Consider the following 21,114-nt stretch of genomic DNA (forward strand, 5'->3'; position numbering starts at 1 on the left):
CACGATGAGCAAGGATTGCACTGGTTTCACCCTGATCGAATTATTGATCGCCGTGGCGATCATCGGCCTTCTGGTTGGCGTCGCCTATCCCGGCTATACGAGCCATATGAAAAAGGTCTATCGCGCCGAAATTGCCGGGTTGCTGAGCGAGCAAGCCCAGCACCTTGAGCGTTATTACGCGAGGAACGGCACTTTTATTGATGCGACTGGCGTCCTCACCGGCAATGATCGCTATAGAATCACCCCTGCATTGAACCCTCAGGATTTCGTTCTGCTTGCCACGCCCGCAACTGATTCGGTGATGGCGGGCGATCCCTGTGCAGCCTTCAGCCTGACCAGTGCCGGTGCGCGAAGCAATCCGGGCGCCGCGCCCGAAATGACGCGCAAGGCGTGCTGGGGGCAATGATGAGGAAGCTGGACGATTGGGCGCCGGGCGTGCCTTTTTCTTTTTATCGGCTGGATCGAACAATGGCTAAGCAGCAGCAAGTAGTGGTTGTGGGTGGCGGGGTAATTGGCTTGTTGACGGCGTTCAACCTGGCGACCCAGGGGCAGGCGGTTGTGCTGCTGGATCGCTCCGCGGTCGGGCAGGAGTCTTCCTGGGCTGGTGGTGGCATCGTTTCCCCGCTGTACCCATGGCGCTATAGCCCGGCGGTGACTGCTTTGGCGCATTGGTCCCAGGATTTCTACCCGCAACTGGCAGAGCGTCTGTTCGCCGCTACGGGCGTTGACCCGGAAGTTCACACCACCGGCCTGTATTGGCTGGACCTGGACGATGAGGCCGAGGCGCTTGCCTGGGCGGCGCGCGAAGGGCGCCCACTGAGCAAGGTGGATGTTTCTGCGGCCCATGACGCTGTGCCGGTGCTGGGTGCCGGGTTTACCCAGGCGATCTATATGGCGGATGTGGCCAATGTGCGTAATCCGCGGTTGGTCAAATCCCTCAAGGCGGCCTTGCTGGCCCTGCCTGGCGTGACGATTCACGAGCAGTGCGCGGTTGAAGGGTTTATTCAGGAGGGCGGTAAGGTTGTTGGGGTGAATACGGCTCTTGGGCCGATCCGTGGCGAACAGGTAGTGCTCGCTGCCGGGGCCTGGAGCGGTGAGTTGCTGGGTAGCCTGGGGTTGGCGTTGCCTGTTGAGCCGGTCAAGGGGCAGATGATCTTGTACAAATGCGCGTCGGACTTCCTGTCGTGCATGGTCCTGGCCAAGGGGCGTTACGCGATTCCCCGGCGAGACGGTCACATCCTGATCGGCAGTACGCTGGAGCATGAGGGGTTCGACAAGACGCCCACCGATTCCGCACTGGAAAGCCTGAAAGCCTCTGCTGTAGAGCTGATTCCTGCCCTGGCCGATGCCGAGGTGGTGGGGCATTGGGCCGGCTTGCGGCCCGGGTCGCCGGAAGGCATACCCTATATCGGCAAGGTGCCAGGGTTTGACGGGCTATGGCTCAATTGCGGGCATTACCGCAATGGCCTGGTGCTGGCGCCGGCGTCCTGTCAGTTGTTTGCCGATTTGTTGCTGGAGCATAAGCCGATCATTGATCCGACGCCCTACGCGCCGGCAGGCCGGATCAACGCTGGATAGCCTTCGGGCCCTGCTCCAGATGCGCCTGGGTGCAATACCACTCCTGGCGCAAGCTCAAGGCTCGATCCTGCGGCAGATGAAGGCCGCAGTGAGCGCAACGAACCATCTGGATGGTGCCTTGCTCGCTGGGCCGCTGCTGTTTGGCGGCCGGGCTTTTGAATTTGCGCCAAATCCATACCGCGGCAGCAATAACGGCAATCCAGAACAGTAGACGAACCATGGTGGGCAGCTTCTCGACAAGTAATGAGCCAGTTTAGCCAAGGACGTGATGGGCGCACAGCGCAATTATGCAGCGCAATAAAAAAGGGAGCTCAAGAGCTCCCTTTTTGCATCGCGGCGAACAATCAGTCAAAGATACCGAAGGTCATGTAGCTGAACCACGAGCGATCTTCGTTGTTGCCCAGGGCTTGAGGCCCTTGCTCTTCGATGATATCGCCGTTTTCGTCACGCGGCTTGAGGTCCGATGGGATCGAATCCTTGGCGTCCTGGTATTGCTTGATGATGTCCTGGTTGGCGCGGGTTTCGCCCGGCGGCAGCGGTGGACGGGACTCGATCAGGCCCAGGGTGTATTTGCTCAGCCAGGAACGGTTGTCGGCCTCGGCAACCTGCGGTACGAACTGGCCGTCCTTCAGGCTTGGGTGATCCGGGTAGTTGAGCTTCAGGGTTTCCAGGCTGGTGGCCGCCAGGGCGTCCAGGTGCAGGCGCTGGTAAGCCTCGGTCATCACGGCCAGGCCGTCACCCACGGATGGGGTTTCCTGGAAGTTTTCCACTACATAGCGGCCACGGTTCGCAGCAGCGACGTACGCCTGACGGGTCAGGTAGTAGTGGGCTACGTGGATCTCGTAGGAAGCCAGCAGGTTGCGCAGGTAGATCATGCGCTGCTTGGCGTCCGGCGCGTAGCGGCTGTTGGGGTAGCGGCTGGTCAGCTGGGCGAACTCGTTGTAGGAGTCGCGTGCAGCACCCGGGTCACGCTGGGTCATGTCCAGCGGCAGGAAGCGCGCCAGCAGGCCCACGTCCTGGTCAAACGAGGTCAGGCCCTTGAGGTAGTAGGCGTAGTCCACGTTCGGATGTTGTGGGTGCAGGCGGATAAAACGCTCGGCGGCGGACTTGGCAGCTTCCGGCTCGGCGTTCTTGTAGTTGGCGTAGATCAGCTCGAGCTGGGCCTGGTCGGCGTAACGCCCGAACGGATACCGCGACTCCAGTGCCTTCAGCTTTGCCGTGGCGCTGGTGTAGCTGTGATTGTTCAGGTCGGTCTGAGCTTGTTGGTACAGCTCGACCTCGCTCAGGTTTTCGTCGACGACTTCCTTTGTTGACGAGCAAGCAGCAGTCATGGCGAGGATGGCGATCAGCAGCAGGTGTTTCACTTGCATGGCGGCTTGCGTCCCTATGACGGCCGCTGTCTTGGGCGGGGCCGTCCTGTTATGATGAGCGCCCCTTGGAAAGCCTCGGGGCAAAAGACGCCGTATTTAACCACAAGCGCGCAGCCGAAACCAAAGGCTGTGCCACGCCTAGTCTGAGCATGTCCGATAAAATTGAACTTCGCGCAGAGGTGCCGTCCGAATTGGGCGGCCAACGCCTCGATCAAGTCGCCGCACAATTATTCGCTGAGCACTCGCGCTCGCGCCTTTCCGCCTGGATCAAAGACGGCCGCCTGACTGTGGATGGAGCGGTTATCCGCCCGCGAGACATAGTCCATGGTGGTGCGATTCTTGAGCTGACTGCCGAGCAGGAAGCCCAGGGAGAATGGATCGCCCAGGACATTGAACTGGACATCGTCTATGAAGACGACGACATCCTGGTGATCAATAAACCCGCAGGTCTGGTGGTTCACCCGGCTGCCGGGCACGCTGACGGCACCCTGCTCAATGCCTTGCTGCACCACGTGCCGGACATCATCAATGTCCCGCGTTGCGGCATCGTGCACCGTCTGGACAAGGACACCACCGGCCTTATGGTGGTGGCCAAGACCATTCAGGCGCAGACGCAGTTGGTCACACAACTGCAGAGCCGCAGCGTCAGCCGCATCTATGAATGCATCGTGATCGGCGTGGTAACCGCAGGTGGCAAAATCAATGCCCCGATCGGTCGCCACGGCCAGCAGCGCCAGCGCATGGCGGTGATGGAAGGCGGCAAGCAAGCTGTCAGCCACTACCGCGTGCTCGAGCGTTTTCGCTCCCACACCCACGTGCGGGTCAAGCTGGAAACCGGTCGTACCCACCAGATTCGGGTACACATGGCGCACATCAACTTCCCGTTGGTCGGAGATCCGGCCTACGGTGGCCGCTTCCGTATTCCGCCGGCAGCCAGTGCAACCATGGTTGATTCGCTGAAAACCTTCCCGCGCCAGGCACTGCATGCACGCTTCCTGGAACTGGATCATCCGACGAGCGGTAAGCGGATGAGCTGGGAATCGCCACTTCCAGACGATTTTGTCTGGTTGCTGTCGTTGCTCAAGCAGGACCGCGAGGCGTTTATCGGATGAGTGACTGGCTGATTCCTGACTGGCCCGCGCCGGCCGGGGTGAAAGCCTGCGTTACCACCCGTGCGGGCGGCGTCAGTGTGGCGCCGTTCGACAGCCTCAATCTCGGCGATCACGTTGAGGACAGCCTTGAGGCCGTTCTCGAAAATCGTCGTCGCCTAACCGATGTCTTCAATATCCAGCCGGCCTGGCTGCGTCAGGTTCACGGCGTGGTTGTGGTTGAGGCTGATCCTGGCCGAACTGCCGAAGCCGATGGCAGTTGGACCAGCACCCCAGGCATTGCTTGCACATCAATGACGGCTGATTGCCTGCCTGCCTTGTTTTGCAATCGCGCCGGCACCCGCGTCGCGGCTGCCCATGCCGGTTGGCGTGGCCTGGCTGCGGGTGTCCTGGAAGCCGCTTTCGAAAGCCTGGATGCCGAACCTGGTGAAGTGCTGGTTTGGCTGGGCCCGGCCATCGGCCCGCAAGCCTTTGAAGTGGGCCCGGAAGTGCGTGAAGCCTTTATGCAGCAACTTCCGGAAACGATTGAGGCGTTCGTCCCCAGTCAGAACCCGGGCAAGTTCATGGCCGACATTTACCAACTGGCCCGCCTGCGCCTTGCCGCCCGCGGCGTCACGGCCGTGTACGGTGGCGGCTTCTGTACCGTGACCGATCCCCGTTTCTATTCCTACCGTCGCAACGCGCGCACCGGTCGGTTTGCCTCCCTTATCTGGCTGGAACGCTAGACTCTCCTGACCTGCGTCAACTATCCGTAGCTTGAATCTTCCAGAATCCACCCCATCTATAAGGGTATCTGGCAGGTTTCTTCATTCAGGATGTGTTTGTTCATAGCTCCGGCCTGCTCAAAAGGAAGGTGACTAATGCGTATTGATCGTTTAACCAGCAAATTGCAGTTGGCTTTATCTGACGCCCAATCTCTGGCGGTTGGCCTGGACCATTCGGCCATTGAGCCAGCGCACTTGATGCAAGCGCTCCTGGAGCAGCAAGGCGGTTCCATCAAGCCTTTGCTGATGCAGGTGGGCTTTGACGTCAACAGCCTGCGCAAGGAGTTGAGCAAAGAGCTCGACCAACTGCCGAAAATCCAAAATCCTACTGGCGACGTGAATATGTCCCAGGATTTGGCGCGCCTGTTGAATCAGGCAGACCGCCTGGCCCAGCAGAAGGGTGACCAGTTCATTTCCAGTGAAGTGGTGCTGCTCGCCGCGATGGACGACAACAGCAAGCTCGGCAAATTGTTGCTGGGCCAGGGCGTGAGCAAGAAAGCCCTGGAAAATGCCATCAACAATCTGCGTGGCGGCGAAGCGGTAAATGACCCTAACCACGAGGAGTCTCGCCAAGCGCTGGACAAATACACCGTCGACCTGACCAAGCGCGCCGAAGAGGGCAAGCTCGACCCGGTGATCGGTCGTGACGATGAGATTCGTCGCACCATCCAGGTCCTGCAGCGTCGCACCAAGAACAACCCGGTGCTGATCGGCGAACCTGGCGTGGGTAAAACCGCCATTGCCGAAGGCCTGGCCCAGCGCATCATTAATGGCGAAGTGCCGGATGGCCTTAAAGGCAAGCGCCTGCTGTCCCTGGACATGGGGTCGCTGATTGCCGGTGCCAAGTTCCGTGGCGAGTTCGAAGAGCGCCTGAAATCCCTACTGAATGAACTGTCGAAGCAGGAAGGGCAGATCATTCTGTTTATCGACGAACTGCACACCATGGTCGGCGCCGGTAAAGGCGAAGGTTCGATGGATGCGGGCAACATGCTCAAGCCAGCCCTGGCGCGTGGTGAGTTGCATTGCGTCGGTGCAACCACGCTGAACGAATATCGCCAGTACATCGAGAAGGACGCGGCCCTTGAGCGTCGCTTCCAGAAAGTACTGGTGGAAGAACCGAGCGAAGAAGACACCATCGCCATTCTGCGTGGCCTGAAAGAGCGGTATGAGGTCCACCATAAAGTCGCGATCACCGACGGCGCGATCATTGCGGCGGCGAAGCTGAGCCATCGCTATATCACTGACCGTCAGTTGCCGGACAAGGCCATCGACCTGATCGACGAAGCGGCCAGCCGTATTCGGATGGAGATCGATTCGAAGCCCGAAGTGCTGGACCGTCTGGATCGGCGCCTGATTCAGCTGAAAGTTGAATCCCAGGCCCTGAAGAAAGAAGAGGATGAGCCGGCGAAGAAACGCCTGGAAAAACTTCAGGAAGAAATTGTTCGCCTCGAGCGTGAGTATTCGGACCTTGAAGAAATCTGGACCTCGGAAAAAGCCGAAGTGCAGGGGTCTGCGCAGATCCAGCAAAAGATCGAGCAGTCCCGTCAGGAACTGGAAGCCGCGCGCCGTAAAGGCGACCTGAACCGCATGGCCGAGTTGCAGTACGGGGTGATCCCGGACCTGGAGCGCAGCCTGCAGATGGTCGACCAGCACGGCAAGCCTGAGAACCAGTTGCTGCGCAGCAAGGTGACTGAGGAAGAAATCGCCGAAGTCGTCTCGAAGTGGACCGGTATCCCGGTGTCGAAAATGCTCGAGGGCGAGCGCGACAAGCTGTTGAAGATGGAAAGCCTGTTGCACCAGCGCGTCATCGGCCAGGACGAGGCGGTGATTGCGGTGTCCAACGCGGTACGGCGTTCCCGAGCCGGGTTGTCCGACCCGAACCGTCCGAGCGGCTCGTTTATGTTCCTCGGCCCGACCGGTGTGGGTAAGACTGAGCTGTGCAAGGCCTTGGCCGAGTTCCTCTTTGATACTGAAGAGGCGATGGTGCGGATCGATATGTCCGAGTTCATGGAGAAACATTCCGTGGCCCGCCTGATCGGGGCGCCACCAGGCTATGTAGGGTACGAGGAGGGCGGTTACCTGACCGAGGCTGTGCGGCGTAAGCCTTACTCGGTGATCCTTCTGGACGAGGTCGAGAAGGCCCACCCGGATGTATTCAACGTGTTGCTGCAAGTGCTGGAAGATGGCCGCCTGACGGACAGTCACGGACGTACCGTGGACTTCCGTAATACGGTGATCGTGATGACCTCCAACCTGGGCTCGGTACAGATCCAGGAGCTGGTGGGTGATCGTGAAGCCCAGCGCGCAGCCGTGATGGACGCGCTGACCAGCCACTTCCGGCCGGAGTTCATCAACCGGGTCGATGAAGTGGTGATCTTCGAGCCTCTGGCGCGGGATCAGATCGCGGGCATCACCGAGATCCAGTTGGGCCGCCTGCGCAGCCGTCTGGCGGAGCGCGAGTTGTCCCTGGACCTGAGCCGCGAGGCCTTGGACAAACTGATCGCCGTCGGTTACGACCCGGTGTATGGCGCACGGCCGTTGAAGCGTGCGATCCAGCGCTGGATCGAGAACCCGTTGGCACAGCTGATCCTGTCGGGCAGCTTCATGCCGGGCACCAGCGTCGAGGCGACGGTGGAGAACGACGAAATCGTCTTCCACTAAGCTCGAGTGGTACTGCTATAAGAAGAGGCCCCGCATTGCGGGGCCTTTTTTTTCGATAGGGCGTTGAACTGTAAGGCAAAGGCTTGTAAAGTGCGCCCCGCAGCAACGTCAGCCCAACGGTTTCTTCTCCCCAAGGAGAAATCAGAAAGAAGCGCAAATCATTGTCTTAAAAGCAATTTAAAGGGTTGACAGGGGTTTTTAAGATTGTAGAATAGCGCGCCTCAGAGACACTAACGTAGCGATACGGAAGCATCGAAGAGAAGGTAACAAGCAACAACGTAACACTTTGAAATATGTAGTTCCGTGATAGCTCAGTCGGTAGAGCAAATGACTGTTAATCATTGGGTCCCAGGTTCGAGTCCTGGTCACGGAGCCAATTTCAAAACCGGGGTATAGCGCAGTCCGGTAGCGCGCCTGCTTTGGGAGCAGGATGTCAGGAGTTCGAATCCCCTTACCCCGACCATATTTGGGTCGTTAGCTCAGTTGGTAGAGCAGTTGGCTTTTAACCAATTGGTCGTAGGTTCGAATCCCACACGACCCACCATTTTTGAGACCAGTTAACGCTGGAATCGAATCTTAAGATCAGAGGCCAAAAGCGCTGATCGAAGAAGGCGACTGAGAGGTCGCCTTTTTTTTACCGGGGTATAGCGCAGTCCGGTAGCGCGCCTGCTTTGGGAGCAGGATGTCAGGAGTTCGAATCCCCTTACCCCGACCATATTAAAAATCCTCGTATCGAAAGATACGGGGATTTTTTTTGTGCGCGGAATCCTGGCCACACCACAAAACAAATGTGGGAGCGGGCTTGCTCGCGAAAGCGGTGTGTCAGTCAGTACATCTGGCACTGAACCACCGCTTTCGCGAGCAAGCCCGCTCCCACACTAACCGAGTCCTATCCGGGAACGTGCTGTCAGTGCAGTTTCAGGCGCGGCTCAGTGCCTCGCCCGATCTTGCTCCCCAGCATCAGCATCGCCGTGCGGAAGAAGCCATACAGCGCCATCTGGTGCATGCGGTACAGCGACACATAAAACATCCGCGCCAGCCAGCCTTCCAGCATCACGCTGCCGGTCAGGTTACCCATCAAGTTACCCACAGCCGAAAAACGCGACAGCGAAATCAGCGAGCCATAGTCGGTGTACTTATACGACGGCAGATCTTTGCCCTCGATCCGCAGTTTCAGCGACTTGGCCAGCAACGACGCCTGTTGGTGAGCCGCTTGGGCCCGTGGCGGCACATTGCGGTCGGTGCCGGGTTGCGGGCAGGCGGCGCAGTCACCGAAGGCGAAAATATTCTCGTCACGGGTGGTTTGCAGGGTCGGCAGCACCTGCAGCTGGTTGATGCGGTTCGTTTCCAGGCCGTCAATGTCCTTGAGGAAGCCCGGCGCGCGAATTCCGGCAGCCCAGACCTTCAGGCTGGCCGGAATCACCTGGCCGCTGCTGGTGATAAGGGCGTCGGATGTCACTTCACTCACGGCGGAGTTGGTCAGTACCGTCACCCCGAGTTTCTCCAGGGTTTTATGCACAGGCCCGCCAATACGCTCCGGCAGGGCAGGCAACACCCGTGGGCCGGCTTCGATCAGGGTGATGTGCATGTTTTCCGGCTTGATCTTGTCCAGGCCATAGGCAGCCAGCTCATGGGCGGCGTTATGCAGCTCGGCAGCCAGCTCGACCCCGGTGGCGCCGGCGCCGACGATGGCGACGCTGATCTGCTCTACCACGTCCGTCTGCCCGGCATGGGCGCGCAGATAGTGGTTGAGCAATTGCTGATGGAAGCGCTCGGCTTGCTTGCGGGTGTCGAGGAACAGGCAGTGTTGCGCCGCGCCCTCGGTGCCGAAGTCATTGGTGGTGCTACCGACGGCGATCACCAGGCTGTCGTAGTCCAGCACGCGCGCGGGCACCAGTTCACGGCCTTCTTCGTCGAGGGTGGCGGCCAGCTGGATTTTTTTCTGCTCGCGATCAAGCCCGCTCATGCGCCCCAGCTGGAACTCGAAGTGGTTCCATTTTGCCTGGGCAACATAATTGAGTTCGTCTTCCGAAGAGTTCAGCGAGCCGGCCGCCACTTCGTGGAGCAAGGGTTTCCAGATGTGGGTGAGGTTGGCGTCCACCAGCGTGATGCTGGCGGTGCCGCGCTTGCCCAGAGTCTTACCCAGGCGGGTAGCCAACTCCAGGCCGCCGGCGCCGCCGCCGACGATAATAATACGATGGGTCATGGGGATATCTCGCAAGGCTAAAAGAAATCGGTACGGTTACCCGAGCGAGCGCAAGGCAGCTCATAGCGTCAGGTAACTCAGAAGGCGGCTCAGCAAACCCAGGCCGATCACTGCAACCACCACCACGGCAAGGAGCAGCCAGGGCCGGAAAGGCTTGCGCTCGACTTGGTTCTGGGACAGTTGCAGGTACTCTTCGACATGCTGTTGGTCGTCGGGGTTCAGGCGGCTGGTCATAAAGGCCTCGTCAGGTAGACGTTGCTAAAGGGCGCCACGTTACAGTCGGGGGATTGGCGGCATCGACAGAAGCATAGTCGTTGACCCGATCACAGGCTGATGCCCACATCGAACACTATGCTGCGGCCCAGATTGTTGCGCAAGAAGTCCGGCGCGTCCGGATGCGCGAACAAAACGCGAGCAAACGTCGGGCCCACCAGGGACAGCGAACGCCAGCCCTGGCGCAGGTACTCGATGGGCGGCGGGAAATGACTGTTGAGGTCGAGTACTTCGCGCTTGAGGCTGGCGAAGGCAATGAGGTCGAGCTCCCCCAGGTCCATGCCACGTTCTTTATAGTTGTGGGCCTTCTTGCGCAGGGTCGGCGCCAGGCGCAGCAGGAATTCGTGGGCGGGAATGCGCCGAGGCTTGGCTTCTCGTCGAACCAGCTGGCTCAGGGAGAACGCACTACGCCGACGCAACAGTTCGTCGCGCCACTCATCGTTCAGGCGCCGGCCTTCGTCAAGCACGAAAAACACCTCGAAACTGGCGTCGCGAAACAGCACATCCGGCGGCTCTTGCCCGGCGGCGTGGAACTCTTCAGCGCGGTAGGGCACGTTCAAGCCTTGCAACAGGCGCTGGCAGACCCAACGCTCACGCTCCCATTTGCGGGCATTGGACAGGAACGCGTTGGCTTGTTCGGCCGCTACGGTAAGCAGGCGCAAATAATCTGAGTCATCCATGTCACCAGCTTAGCGTCCAAATGATGACCGCAGGAAGTCCCGCGTCAAAAGGTCGGTGTAGACTGGCCACTCGACAGTTCCCCGTGGCATGAGGAGTGTGCAGTGAAGTTTTTTGTGGTGCTGTTCTTGAGTCTTTTGCCCGTGTGGGCCCAGGCCGTCGAAGTGGGTGAGCGTGTTGCCCCCTGGACCTTGCTTGACCAGTTCGACCAGGCCTACACCCTGGATGACCAGGCGCAAATCTTGCTGGTGGCGCGCAGCATGGACGCCGCCAAAATCGTCGACGCGGCGCTGCAGGGCCAGCCCAGAGGTTATCTGGAAGCACGGCATGCGGTGTTTCTCGCCGATATCCAGCGCATGCCTCGGCTGATTGCGAAGATGTTCGCGGTACCGGCCATGCAGGCCTACAACTATCGCGTCATGCTCGACCGTGATGCCCGTGTAACCCCACGCTATCCGGCACCTGTGGATAAAGTGCTGTGGCTGCAACTGGATCACGGGAAGTGGGTGGCGCAGCACGAGTACGACTCCGCCGCTGAACTGCGCCAGGCCCTGGAGCAGGTGCAGCCGTGATCAGCGCAGCGGTGCTGGCACCGGAAACCCTCAGCATCGGCTGGCTGCTGTATGCGCCAGTGGTGATGTGGGCACTCCTGCGTTCGCCCTGGGTCGAGCTGTTTGCTGACCGGCGGCGCCAGCACTTGCTGTTTGGCACGGTGTTCGCGCTGTTCATGTTGTGGCTGGTCCGCCGGGATTTCGACACGGGGGTGTCCTACCACTTCATCGGCATGACCGCCGTGACTTTGCTGCTTGATTGGCCCCTGGCAATCGTCGGCGGGTTTGCCGCACAGCTCGGCCTGGTATTACTCGGTCGCCAGGACCTGGCGGCCGTGGGGATCAACGGCATGCTGCTGGTCCTGTTGCCGGTGCTGGTCACCGAAGGCTGTGCGCTGCTGGTGGAGCGGGCGAAGCCACGTAATCCCTTTGTGTATATCTTCTGTTCGGGCTTTTTCGCCGCTGCGCTGTCGGCCTTGATGTGCCTGCTGGTGGGCCTGGGCTTGTTGTGGTTCGACGGTCGTTTCGCGATGCCGGAGTGGATCGAGGATTTCGTCGGGTACCTGTGGCTGATCATCTTTCCCGAGGCCTTTATCAACGGCATGGTGATCAGTGCCCTGGTGGTGTTTTGCCCGGAGTGGCTGGAGACATTCAACCGCACTCGCTACCTCTCGGCGCCCTGGAAGGATGACGATCCGCGGCCTTGATCCAGGTCAAACCCCGCATACGCGAGTGGTCGCATGCTCTGCAAAATTTCCAGGAGCACGGAATCATGGGTGTGTACGAGTGGGCACGGCAGGAGTTACGCAGAAGCCAGGACGCGGCGCAGGAAATCGGCTTTGACCCGGGCTTGACCCTGCGCGCCATGCTCAGTGCAGTGGTACAGCAGAGCAAAGGCGTGCGCAGTTTTGAAGACCTGGCCGACGAGCTGCAATATCTCGCAGAGAATCTCGACGACCAGCAGGACTATGGCTTTATGCGGCCTTAGTGTTTGGGCTGAAAATCTTCTGAGAACAGTTCGTCCTCGGCGTCCGGGCTGACCGGGATCTTGTGTTCTTCCGACGCCCAGGCGCCCAGGTCGATCAGTTTGCAACGGTCCGAGCAGAACGGACGGTTGGGGTTTTCCGCTTTCCATTCCACGGGTGCGCCGCAGGTTGGGCATTCGACGGTCAAGGGTTGGCTCATGATCGGCCTCCACGCAAAGTAAGGTAAAAGTGGTGCAGTCGCTCGACCTCGGCATGCAGCCGGGCCAGGTCCTGGTCATTGACCAGCACGTCATCGGCATGGAGCAGGCGGTCTTCACGGGTGGCCTGGGCCTTGAGAATCGCCTGCACCTGCGCTTCGCTGATGCCATCGCGCTGCAGGGTACGCTGAATCTGCAACGATTGTGGCACGTCGATCACCAGCACCCGCTGGGTCATGGTGTACTGGCCGGACTCGATCAGCAACGGTGACACCAGAATCGCGTAAGGCGATTTGGCGCGTGCCAGATGGCTGCGAATCTCCTCGGCGATCAGCGGGTGCAGCAATGCTTCCAGCCAGAGGCGTTCTTCGGGCACTTCGAAGATCAGCTTGCGCAATGCTCCACGGTCCAACTGCCCATCAGGCTGCAGCACGCTTGCACCGAAATGCCCGGCAATTTGCGCCAGGGCCGGACGCCCTGGCTCGACGACCCAGCGCGCGGCATGGTCGGCGTCAATCAGGTCCACGCCGAGCCGTACGAAGTGTTCGGCTGCCGCGCTTTTGCCACTGCCGATGCCGCCAGTGAGGCCAAGAATCCAGGGGGTTGCAACAGAAGTGGTCATCTGAAACCGACAGACTGCAAATAGAAGTCGGTTATTTGACCACCCCAGAGCAATGCAATCCAGCCAGCAATTGCCAGATACGGACCAAAAGGCATTGGAACCGACACTTGGGCTTTGCGCAGACGCAATAGAATCAGGCCGCCCATCACGCCCACCAGGGACGACAGCAGCAGCGTCATCGGCAGGATCTGCCAGCCGCCCCAGGCGCCGAGCATGGCCAGAAGCTTGAAATCCCCGTAACCCATTCCGTCCTTGCCGGTGATCAGCTTGAACAGCCAGAACACCGACCACAGGCTCATGTACCCGGCCACGGTGCCCCACAGCGCATCGGGCAATGACACAAAAACGCCAAAGCTGTTGAGGATCAGGCCCAGCCACAGCAATGGCAGCACCAGCACATCCGGCAGCAGTTGGTGGTCCACGTCGATCAGGCTCATCGCCAGCAAGCCCCAACTCAACCCCATCACCGCGCCGGCGGCCCAGCCGAAACCGAAATGCCAGGCGACAACCGCCGAGATCAACCCGCACGCCAACTCGGTGAGCGGATAACGCGCGCTGATAGGTTGATGGCAACTTGAGCAACGCCCCTTGAGCAATACGTAGCTGAGCAGCGGAATATTCTCCCAGGGGCGAATCGGATGATTGCAGTGTGGGCAACAGGAATTGGGGCGCATCAGGTTATAGGGCGCCGCGATGGGCTCGGCGGGAAGGCCAAGGACTTCATGGGCCTGGGCTCGCCATTCACGCTCCAGCATCTTCGGCAGGCGCCAAACCAGCACGTTGATAAAGCTGCCGACAATCAAGCCCAGCAGCAACGCGCCTGATACAAAAAACCATGGCTGATAAACAAGGATCTCAGTCAGTGGCGTGCTCAAAAGGCGGTACCGAGTTGAAAGATCGGCAGGTACATGGCGAGTACCAATGCCCCGACGATGCCCCCGAGTACCACCATGATCAGCGGCTCCATCAGGCTCGTGAGGTTGTCCACCAGGTTATCGACGTCGGCCTCGTAGTGGCTGGCGACTTTTTCCAGCATGGTGTCGAGGGTGCCCGACTCCTCGCCGATCGCGGTCATCTGGATCGCCATGCCTGGAAACAGGCCGCTTACGGCCATGGATTCATTTAATTGCGTTCCGGTTGATACGTCGTGCCGCATACGATTGATTGCCTGTTTGAACAGTCCATTACCCGTAGCGCCGGCCACGGAGTCCAATGCTTGCACCAGGGGTACGCCGGCTGCAAAGGTGGTCGAGAGCGTGCGGGCGTAGCGGGCGAGCGCCGATTTTTTCAGCAGTGTGCCTGCCACCGGTGCTTTCAACAAATTGGCATCGAGCCAATGGGAAGCCTGTGGATGAGCGATAGGCTTTGCGCAGTCCGGCGAAACCGCTCCCCGCGGCCAAAATCAGCGCCCACCAGTTTTGCTGCATGAACTCCGACAGGCTGATGACCGCCAAGGTAAAGCCCGGCAGTTGCGCGTCGACGCCGGCAAACAGGCCCTGGAACTGGGGCACAACGTGAATCAGCAAGATCGCACTGACAAGGGTGGCGACTGCCAGCACCGTCATGGGATAGGTCATCGCCTTTTTGATTCTGGCTTTCAACTGCTCGCTTTTTTCCAAGTGGGTGGCGACCCGTTCCAACAGCGCTTCGAGCGCGCCCGCCTGCTCCCCCGCCGCAATCAGGTTGCAGTACAGTTCGTCGAAGTATCGGGGCTGTTTCTGCAACGCGACAGACAGGCTGCTGCCAGCGGCAAGCTCCTGCTTCAAGCTTTGTACCAGCGTGCGCATGTGCCGGTTTTCGAAGCCTTCGGCGATGATATCCAGTGCTTGCAGAAGCGCGATGCCGGCTTTTAAGAGCGTCGCCAGCTGGCGGGTGAAGAGGGCAATCTCCACGGGTTTGACCGACGGGGCAAGACTTGGCCAGCCCGCGGATTTTTTGCGTACGCGGCCAGGGTTGATGCCTTGTTGACGCAACAGTGCTTTGACCAGTGCAGGGTTGTGACTGCTGGTTTCTCCCGAGACCTTGCGCCCGTTGCGGTTGACGCCTTCCCAGGCATAGATCGCTGAAACATCATTCATTTCGCAGTTCCGCACACAGACAGTGGAAGATTTATAGCTTAGTCAGGTGACGGACTCGGGCCGGGGAGTCTCGAGCGAAAAAATGTCAATTTGTGCGTCTTGTTCAGCATCGGCTGCGCAGGGGTGAGTACACTGGCGCGGTTGCCGAGACGGGGTGCAGGACGCGCCTCGCGATAGGTTTTATTCTGGAGAGTGAATGTGATGCGTCATAAAGGTTTTACCTTGATCGAATTGTTGATCGTCGTGGCAATCATCGGCATTTTGGCCACCATCGGCCTGCCCATGTATACCAAGCACCAGGCCAAGGCCAAGTTCACCGCTGGGCTGGCCGAGGTCTCCTCATTGAAGGCCGGCTTTGAAGACACGCTGAACCAGGGTACGCCACCCACCCTGGAGTTGCTCGGCGGGACCAGCCCAACGGCCAACTGCAAGATTGACGTGACCGGCGACATCGCCACCGGTGCTGGCACGATTGCCTGTGAAATCCTCGACGCCCCCGCGCCGGTCCTGGGCAAAATCATCACCTTGACCCGTAGTGCCACGTCCGGCTGGAAGTGCACCACCACGGCAGAAGACCAATACGCTGCCAAAGGTTGTACCGCCGGCGGCGCCTGATCCTGAGACCGTCTACTGTTTACGCAACAATCGAGAGCGTGTGCGCAACTCGTTCCGCACACGCCACAAGGAAGTAGAGGTTGCCGATGACGTTGTCCGTTCAGCAGCGGGGGAATACTTTCCTCGTCGTGGTTGTGTGCCTGCTGACGCTGGCTATCTGCGCGCCGTTCAGTGGCCACGATTGGCAACGTGTGGTGCAGATAGCGGTGGCGCTGTGTGCGGTGGTGTATGGGCTGTGCTTGTCGCAGGCAGAGCGATGCGTCGATAGGCCAACAGTGCTCGGGGTGTTGCTGATTGGGTTGGCGGGCCTGGTTTCGGCGCTGTTGGCCCATCAACCGCTCTGGGCGTTGACCGAACTGGCGCTGCTCATCAGTTGTGGCGCCATTGCCGTGGCTTTCAGCCGGGCCAGGCGCAACGGGGATGAGTCCCTGGACCGTGTCTTGATCCTGTTCGTATTGCTCTTGTGCATGATTAAAAGCATTCAATATCTGCACGCAGGTGTCCTCGCGTTTACCAGTGGCGAATCGGTCGTAGACCCCGATTTGCTGTTGTCCGGATTTTCCAACAAGCGCTTCTACGGTCAGTTCCAGACCTTCACCCTGCCACTGCTGGCACTTCCCTTACTGGTTTCAAACGTCGCTCGTCCAGCACGGGCCGCGGTGTTTGCGCTGCTCTGCGTGTGGTGGCTGATCGCGATCAGTGGTGGTACCCGCGGCACGTGGCTGGGTATGGGCGTTGCGGGCTCCGTCTTGATGTTTTTGGGGCTGCAGGGTCGCCGCTGGGTGGTCTTGCAGTTGGCCGCACTGGCCTGCGGATTGTTGCTGTACTGGCTGGTGTTCAGCGTGCTGGCAAGGTACCTGGGGATTGAAATTTCCAACGCTGCCGCAGACCGCCTGACGACCAGTTTGTCCGGGCGTGGACCTATCTGGTGGCAGGCCTGGCACATGATTGTTGAGCGTCCTTGGCTGGGTTTCGGGCCGATGCATTTTGCCGACATCGCCAACGACATTGCTGCTCACCCTCATCAGGCGATTCTGCAATGGGCCAGCGAATGGGGTGTGCCGTCAACGCTAGGTGTGATTGCGTTGGTTACGTGGGCAGGGTGGGCAACCATCGGTGTGTTACGCGATCGGGTGTTGTCGTTGGCACCCGTGGACCTGCTGCGCTTGTGCCTGCTTGCCTCGCTGGTCGGTGCGCTGACCCAAGCCATGGTGGATGGCGTGATCGTGATGCCTGTTTCGCAACTCTGGCTGTCGCTGGTGGCCGGGTGGCTGATGGCACTGCATGTGTGGCGAACTCCAGCGGTCACGCCGTCGCCGATCCTGGCCAAAATGTGGACGGCGGCGAGTGTCGTGTCCGTTGGCATGTTGGTGTTCATTGCAATCCGTGACGTGCCCCACCTCACAGAGCGTATCCAGCACTATATGGGCTTGGGCCAAGATCACCTGCAGCCGCGCTTTTGGGCGCAGGGTGTGATTGCCCTCCCAAAGCAGTGAGTTGCCGGACGCCCAAGGCAGTGCTAGCTTTAGCCCACCGCCCGTGTAGCTCAGCCGGTAGAGCAGCGCACTCGTAACGCGAAGGTCGCAGGTTCGATTCCTGTCTCGGGCACAAAGGCAACACAGTTTTCAGATGATCCCAGAATGGTTCTGAAGGCCAGACGAACCGGTATTCATGCCTGTTCTTTTGTATCTGCGAAACCTTGATGACCCAGATGCATCCCCATTCCTCGATCTAAGAGAACGACATGACCATACAAGAAATGACCCAGGAAGCGCGGCACGAAGCAGCCCTCAAAAAGTACGTTGCGGAGTCGCCGGAACTGCTGGATGAGATCAAGGACCTGAGCGCCGATGATCAAAGGGACCAGATCCAATGGTCATTTGAAGATGAGGCCGAGGCCCAGGGCCTGCAGCCGTGGGAACTGACCCTGAAGTACACCACCACCCCGGAAGAGTTCGAGGCGGCACGCCTGGCTTTGCACAAGGAGGCCGCCGAGGTGCTGGGTGTGGACTGGAACGAGTATTGCGGGATGAACAACCTCGCGATCTGATACGAGCTTAATGTGGCGAGGGAGCAAGCTCCCTCGCCACAAAAGCTTGCGCTTAGATTTAAGGGCGTTTCAGAGGCTAAGCCGCATCGACAAATCCACCGCCTTCACATCCTTGGTCATTGCCCCGATGGAGATGTAGTCCACGCCGGTTTCAGCGATGGGCAGCAGGGTGCTTTCGTTGATCCCGCCACTGGCTTCCAGCTTGGCTTTGCCGCCGTTCAGGCGCACCGCTTCGCGCATGTCATCCAGGCTCAGCTCATCCAGCATGATGATGTCGGCGCCCGCCGCCAGTGCTTCGCGCAGTTCCTCCAGGCTTTCCACTTCGATTTCCACCGGCTTGCCCGGGGCGATCTTGTGGGCGGCGCTGATGGCCTGGGCAATGCCACCGCAGGCCGCGATATGGTTTTCCTTGATCAGGAACGCGTCATACAGACCGATGCGGTGGTTGTGGCAACCGCCGCAGGTCACCGCGTACTTCTGCGCCAGGCGCAGGCCGGGCAGGGTCTTGCGAGTATCCAGCAGCTTGACCTGGGTGGACGCGACAAAATCCGCCAAATATTGGGCCCGAGTGGCAACGCCTGAAAGCAGTTGCAGAAAATTCAGCGCGCAACGCTCGCCACTCAGCAGCGAACGGGCCGGGCCTTCGAGGTGAAACAGCACCTGGTTCGGGCTGACGCGCTCACCGTCGCGCACCTGCCAATGCACGGCGACGCGTGGGTCCAGCTGGCGAAACACCGCTTCCACCCAGGCCGTGCCGCTGATGACCGCGGCATCGCGAGTGATGATCGTGGCCTTCGCCAGGCGTTCGGCCGGGATCAGTTGTGCGGTGATATCCCCACTGCCGATATCTTCCAGCAGTGCGCGACGCACGTTGGCTTCGATTTCGGCGGTCAGGTCGGCTAGACGAAGATTGGGCATGACAGGCTCCACAAACAAAGTGCCTGGATTATAGGGGCAGGGCGGGCCTGAACCCAAGGCGGCAGGTGCTACCGGCACTGCTTGAGGTGCTCATTTACCCGGTGATTACAGAGTTTGCTGGCGCAACAACCCTCATTTGCAAGATAATCTCGCGCCTTGCAATTGGCGTCATAGCTTTGACGTTACAGTGATAGCCCGATTTTCGCAGTGTTCCGGGGTACTTTGCGCCCCGTTGCCGCACCGATCTTTCACACACTTGAATACCGCCGTTTCAGGAGGCCAGGATGCATAAAGACGGGAAGGTGGTGCCGATCAGTAAGGCACGGGCGACGCCGTCGCCGCTCGCCCGCCTGCCGGTGGTATTGCTCCAGGTCCGTGACAAGGCGGCGCAGCAACTCAGGCAGGGCTTGCAGGAGCTGTTTGATAACGCCGACGACACCCTGTTCGAAATGGCCGACAAGTCCCGCAGCAATGTCGACCACGGCATTTTCTTTGAGGCCATGCGCGACTTGCGCCTCAAGCGCAAGAATTTCGAGCGCGGCTTCATGGAGCAGCTTTACGAGGCGTTTGCCAATCTTGGCAACGTGGAGCGCGGTGAGCTGCAACTGATTCCGGTGGTGTCCTACGCGGCGGTGCCCGGCGTCTCCGGCGACGAGCTGGAAAAAGCCGTTGCCCTCGAGGCCATGCTGGGCAAGGTGCTGCGCCGCGATGGCCTGGCCCTTGGGCAGTTGACGGCGCGTTTGAACGCATTGCTCGACAGGCACATGGATGATCGGGACAACCCCCTGGGCCCGGCAATGCTCTGCGCGTTCTTTCTGCAAGCGGGCCGCAGCCTTGGCGTGGAAATTCGGGTCAAGCTGATCATCCTCAAACTGTTTGAAAAATACGTCCTCAGTGACGCTGATCTGTTGTACGGCGAAGCCAATCAGTTGTTGATCGCCACCGGCGTATTGCCTGAGCTCAAGGCGGTACCGTCGCGGCGTGCTGTCGCTCCCGCCGATTTGCCTGAAGACACACCGCCGATGACCGGCCGTCCAGCAGACGACAGCGAGCAGGAAGTATTCGCGGCGCTGCAAGAGTTGCTGTCCGCCGTGCGCGGCAGTGTGGCGCCCACCCTTGAGGCCAGCGCCGAGACCCAGCCAATCTCCACCCGTGACCTGCTGCGCCTGCTGTCCCATTTGCAGCAATACGTACCTGAGCCCGAGGTGGAGGATGATTTCGACCTGCGCAACCAGCTTGAACAATTGCTGACCCGGGTCAGCGTAAAGAGCGGCAAGTCGCGGGTGGTTGAGGACGCCGACGAGGACGTGATCAACCTGATCGCCATGCTCTTCGAGTTCATTCTCGATGACAGTACGGTGCCCGAGTCCCTCAAGGCCCTGATCGCCCGCCTGCAGATTCCGATGTTGAAAGTGGCGGTGCTCGACAAGAGTTTTTTCAGTCACGCCAACCACCCGGCGCGACGCCTGCTCAATGAAATCGCTGCGGCAGCCATGGGCTGGAGCCGGCGCGACGGCTATCAGCGCGACAGCTTGTACGTGCACATCGAGCAGGTGGTGCAGCGCTTGCTGAACGATTTTGTCGATGACCCGGCGATTTTTTCCCAGCTGCTGGCAGAGTTCACCGCGTTTACCCATGACGAGCGGCGCCGCAGCGAGTTACTGGAGCAACGCACCCGTGACGCGGAAGAAGGGCGTGTCCGTACCGAAATCGCCCGTCAGCGGGTGGCCGAAGCCCTCAATCTGAGGCTGTTGGGCAAAGTCTTGCCCGAGTTTGTGGTGCAGTTCCTGCAGCAGGCCTGGAGCCAGGTGCTGTTGCTGGCCTGCCTGAAGCACGGCGAACACTCGCCGCAATGGGCGGCCGGGTTGCGCACCATGGATGAGTTGATCTGGAGTGTCGGCCTGAGTGAAGACACCGAAGCGGGGCGGCACTTGCTGGAGCAGCTGCCTGAATTGCTCAAGGCCTTGCGCGACGGCTTGAGCGGCGCCGCGTTTGATCCCTTCATTACCCGGGAATTTTTCACCCAGTTGCAGACGCTGCATGTCCTGTCTTTCCGGGGCAATACCGATGGACAGTCTTCGCTGGCGCAGGTTGAAGTGCGCGAGGCATTCGTCCTCAGCCCTGCTGCATCGGCCCTTGCGGTGAGCCTGCCGGAAGATGACCCCGACCTGCTCAAGGTTCGCCAACTGCGAATCGGTTGCTGGGTCGAATTCCAGGAAGACCCTGAAAACACCCTGCGCTGCAAGCTGACGGCGATTATTGCGCCGGCCAATACCTGTATTTTTGTCAACCGCACCGGCCTCAAGGTATTGGAAAAAAGCCCGATTGAACTGGCATTGGAGTTCAAGCGCGGCGCGGTGCGAACCCTGGACGATGCGCTGCTGTTTGACCGTGCCCTGGCCTCGGTGATTGGCAACCTGCGCCAACTTCATCGCGCCAAGTGATCGCAACCGGACAG

21 protein-coding genes, 5 tRNA genes and 1 pseudogene are annotated in these 21,114 nt (G+C 59.8%); 17 read left to right on the forward strand and 10 right to left on the reverse strand.

The window, feature by feature from the left end:
• Nucleotides 1-4 precede the first annotated feature (4 nt).
• Both ACUN0G_RS17575 and thiO read left to right on the forward strand, forming a co-directional pair.
• A complete protein-coding gene (locus tag ACUN0G_RS17575) occupies nucleotides 5-406 on the forward strand; it encodes a type IV pilin protein (RefSeq protein WP_445573914.1) in 402 nt (133 codons plus the stop codon).
• Between the two features lie 62 nt (nucleotides 407-468).
• Nucleotides 469-1,578: a glycine oxidase ThiO gene (gene thiO / locus ACUN0G_RS17580; RefSeq protein WP_445573915.1), complete on the forward strand. Its 1,110-nt coding sequence runs from the start codon at nucleotides 469-471 to the stop codon at nucleotides 1,576-1,578.
• Here the strand turns inward: thiO and ACUN0G_RS17585 are convergent.
• Together ACUN0G_RS17585 and ACUN0G_RS17590 are read right to left on the reverse strand one after the other, a co-directional pair.
• Nucleotides 1,565-1,798: a PP0621 family protein gene (locus ACUN0G_RS17585; protein ID WP_076014003.1), complete on the reverse strand. Its 234-nt coding sequence runs from the start codon at nucleotides 1,796-1,798 to the stop codon at nucleotides 1,565-1,567. The two genes, thiO and ACUN0G_RS17585, sit on opposite strands and share 14 nt — an antisense overlap.
• Before the next feature lie 124 nt (nucleotides 1,799-1,922).
• On the reverse strand, nucleotides 1,923-2,948 hold the full coding sequence (locus ACUN0G_RS17590; RefSeq protein WP_258348207.1) for an outer membrane protein assembly factor BamD: 1,026 nt from the start codon (nucleotides 2,946-2,948) through the stop codon (nucleotides 1,923-1,925).
• 149 nt (nucleotides 2,949-3,097) lie between these two features.
• On the opposite strand from ACUN0G_RS17590, the gene rluD reads away from it, so the two are divergent.
• The 7 genes from rluD (at nucleotide 3,098) to ACUN0G_RS17625 (ending at nucleotide 8,197) form a co-directional block, all read left to right on the forward strand.
• Complete coding sequence (rluD, locus tag ACUN0G_RS17595) at nucleotides 3,098-4,060, forward strand: 23S rRNA pseudouridine(1911/1915/1917) synthase RluD (RefSeq protein WP_003215899.1); 963 nt, start codon at nucleotides 3,098-3,100, stop codon at nucleotides 4,058-4,060.
• Entirely contained in the window at nucleotides 4,057-4,782 is a 726-nt protein-coding gene (gene pgeF, locus ACUN0G_RS17600; RefSeq protein WP_445573916.1) for a peptidoglycan editing factor PgeF, read from the forward strand. The genes rluD and pgeF overlap by 4 nt, the downstream gene beginning before the upstream one ends.
• 135 nt (nucleotides 4,783-4,917) lie before the next feature.
• Nucleotides 4,918-7,482 (forward strand): ATP-dependent chaperone ClpB, encoded by a 2,565-nt coding sequence (gene clpB, locus ACUN0G_RS17605; protein ID WP_017477793.1) that lies wholly within the window; start codon nucleotides 4,918-4,920, stop codon nucleotides 7,480-7,482.
• 300 nt (nucleotides 7,483-7,782) lie between these two features.
• A tRNA-Asn gene (locus ACUN0G_RS17610) sits at nucleotides 7,783-7,858 on the forward strand.
• A 10-nt stretch (nucleotides 7,859-7,868) separates the two neighbouring features.
• Nucleotides 7,869-7,945 (forward strand) — tRNA-Pro (locus tag ACUN0G_RS17615).
• 5 nt (nucleotides 7,946-7,950) lie between these two features.
• Nucleotides 7,951-8,026, forward strand: a tRNA-Lys gene (locus tag ACUN0G_RS17620).
• 94 nt (nucleotides 8,027-8,120) lie between these two features.
• A tRNA-Pro gene (locus tag ACUN0G_RS17625) sits at nucleotides 8,121-8,197 on the forward strand.
• A gap of 192 nt (nucleotides 8,198-8,389) precedes the next feature.
• Here ACUN0G_RS17625 and ACUN0G_RS17630 read toward each other — a convergent pair.
• The 3 genes from ACUN0G_RS17630 to ACUN0G_RS17640 form a co-directional block, all read right to left on the reverse strand.
• Nucleotides 8,390-9,688, reverse strand: a complete 1,299-nt coding sequence (locus tag ACUN0G_RS17630) for an NAD(P)/FAD-dependent oxidoreductase (RefSeq protein WP_258348198.1) — start codon at nucleotides 9,686-9,688, stop codon at nucleotides 8,390-8,392.
• Nucleotides 9,689-9,748: 60 nt separating this feature from the next.
• Nucleotides 9,749-9,922 carry a DUF3094 family protein gene (locus ACUN0G_RS17635; protein ID WP_076016477.1) on the reverse strand — a complete coding sequence of 58 codons (174 nt, stop codon included), beginning with the start codon at nucleotides 9,920-9,922 and terminating at the stop codon, nucleotides 9,749-9,751.
• Between the two features lie 89 nt (nucleotides 9,923-10,011).
• Nucleotides 10,012-10,641: a DUF1780 domain-containing protein gene (locus ACUN0G_RS17640; protein WP_445573917.1), complete on the reverse strand. Its 630-nt coding sequence runs from the start codon at nucleotides 10,639-10,641 to the stop codon at nucleotides 10,012-10,014.
• Nucleotides 10,642-10,743: 102 nt separating this feature from the next.
• On the opposite strand from ACUN0G_RS17640, the gene ACUN0G_RS17645 reads away from it, so the two are divergent.
• From ACUN0G_RS17645 to ACUN0G_RS17655, 3 genes are all read left to right on the forward strand, one after another.
• The gene (locus ACUN0G_RS17645; RefSeq protein WP_445573918.1) at nucleotides 10,744-11,211 is read left to right on the forward strand and encodes an FAD/FMN-containing dehydrogenase; all 468 of its coding nucleotides are present in this window, start codon (nucleotides 10,744-10,746) and stop codon (nucleotides 11,209-11,211) included.
• Entirely contained in the window at nucleotides 11,208-11,897 is a 690-nt protein-coding gene (locus ACUN0G_RS17650; RefSeq protein WP_258348195.1) for an energy-coupling factor ABC transporter permease, read from the forward strand. Before ACUN0G_RS17645 ends, ACUN0G_RS17650 begins: the two co-directional genes overlap by 4 nt.
• A 65-nt stretch (nucleotides 11,898-11,962) precedes the next feature.
• Nucleotides 11,963-12,178 (forward strand): hypothetical protein, encoded by a 216-nt coding sequence (locus ACUN0G_RS17655; protein WP_258348194.1) that lies wholly within the window; start codon nucleotides 11,963-11,965, stop codon nucleotides 12,176-12,178.
• Here the strand turns inward: ACUN0G_RS17655 and yacG are convergent.
• The 4 genes and pseudogenes from yacG to ACUN0G_RS17675 all read right to left on the reverse strand — a co-directional run bounded on the left by yacG (nucleotide 12,175) and on the right by ACUN0G_RS17675 (nucleotide 15,073).
• Nucleotides 12,175-12,375, reverse strand: coding sequence for a DNA gyrase inhibitor YacG (gene yacG / locus ACUN0G_RS17660; RefSeq protein WP_063027056.1), 201 nt, complete (start codon nucleotides 12,373-12,375; stop codon nucleotides 12,175-12,177). The two genes, ACUN0G_RS17655 and yacG, sit on opposite strands and share 4 nt — an antisense overlap.
• Nucleotides 12,372-12,995: a dephospho-CoA kinase gene (gene coaE / locus ACUN0G_RS17665; RefSeq protein ID WP_421553130.1), complete on the reverse strand. Its 624-nt coding sequence runs from the start codon at nucleotides 12,993-12,995 to the stop codon at nucleotides 12,372-12,374. The genes yacG and coaE overlap by 4 nt, the downstream gene beginning before the upstream one ends.
• Nucleotides 12,992-13,870: a prepilin peptidase gene (locus ACUN0G_RS17670; protein ID WP_445573919.1), complete on the reverse strand. Its 879-nt coding sequence runs from the start codon at nucleotides 13,868-13,870 to the stop codon at nucleotides 12,992-12,994. Before ACUN0G_RS17670 ends, coaE begins: the two co-directional genes overlap by 4 nt.
• Nucleotides 13,867-15,073, reverse strand: a pseudogene (locus tag ACUN0G_RS17675) (type II secretion system F family protein). The gene ACUN0G_RS17670 and the pseudogene ACUN0G_RS17675 overlap by 4 nt, the downstream one beginning before the upstream one ends.
• A gap of 201 nt (nucleotides 15,074-15,274) precedes the next feature.
• Between ACUN0G_RS17675 and ACUN0G_RS17680 the strand changes: the two are divergent.
• The 4 genes from ACUN0G_RS17680 (at nucleotide 15,275) to ACUN0G_RS17695 (ending at nucleotide 17,738) form a co-directional block, all read left to right on the forward strand.
• Entirely contained in the window at nucleotides 15,275-15,688 is a 414-nt protein-coding gene (locus tag ACUN0G_RS17680) for a pilin (RefSeq protein WP_445575560.1), read from the forward strand.
• 86 nt (nucleotides 15,689-15,774) lie between these two features.
• On the forward strand, nucleotides 15,775-17,184 hold the full coding sequence (locus ACUN0G_RS17685; RefSeq protein ID WP_445573920.1) for an O-antigen ligase family protein: 1,410 nt from the start codon (nucleotides 15,775-15,777) through the stop codon (nucleotides 17,182-17,184).
• A gap of 39 nt (nucleotides 17,185-17,223) precedes the next feature.
• A tRNA-Thr gene (locus ACUN0G_RS17690) sits at nucleotides 17,224-17,296 on the forward strand.
• A gap of 136 nt (nucleotides 17,297-17,432) precedes the next feature.
• The gene (locus tag ACUN0G_RS17695; protein WP_076016485.1) at nucleotides 17,433-17,738 is read left to right on the forward strand and encodes a DUF6388 family protein; all 306 of its coding nucleotides are present in this window, start codon (nucleotides 17,433-17,435) and stop codon (nucleotides 17,736-17,738) included.
• Nucleotides 17,739-17,807: 69 nt separating this feature from the next.
• Here ACUN0G_RS17695 and nadC read toward each other — a convergent pair whose 3' ends face one another.
• Entirely contained in the window at nucleotides 17,808-18,656 is an 849-nt protein-coding gene (gene nadC / locus ACUN0G_RS17700) for a carboxylating nicotinate-nucleotide diphosphorylase (RefSeq protein ID WP_010175009.1), read from the reverse strand.
• A 284-nt stretch (nucleotides 18,657-18,940) separates the two neighbouring features.
• Between nadC and ACUN0G_RS17705 the strand changes: the two genes are divergently transcribed.
• Complete coding sequence (locus tag ACUN0G_RS17705) at nucleotides 18,941-21,100, forward strand: DUF1631 domain-containing protein (RefSeq protein WP_445573921.1); 2,160 nt, start codon at nucleotides 18,941-18,943, stop codon at nucleotides 21,098-21,100.
• The last annotated feature ends 14 nt before the right edge of the window (nucleotides 21,101-21,114 follow it).

It is taken from the genome of Pseudomonas sp. 32A (genome assembly GCF_052682255.1).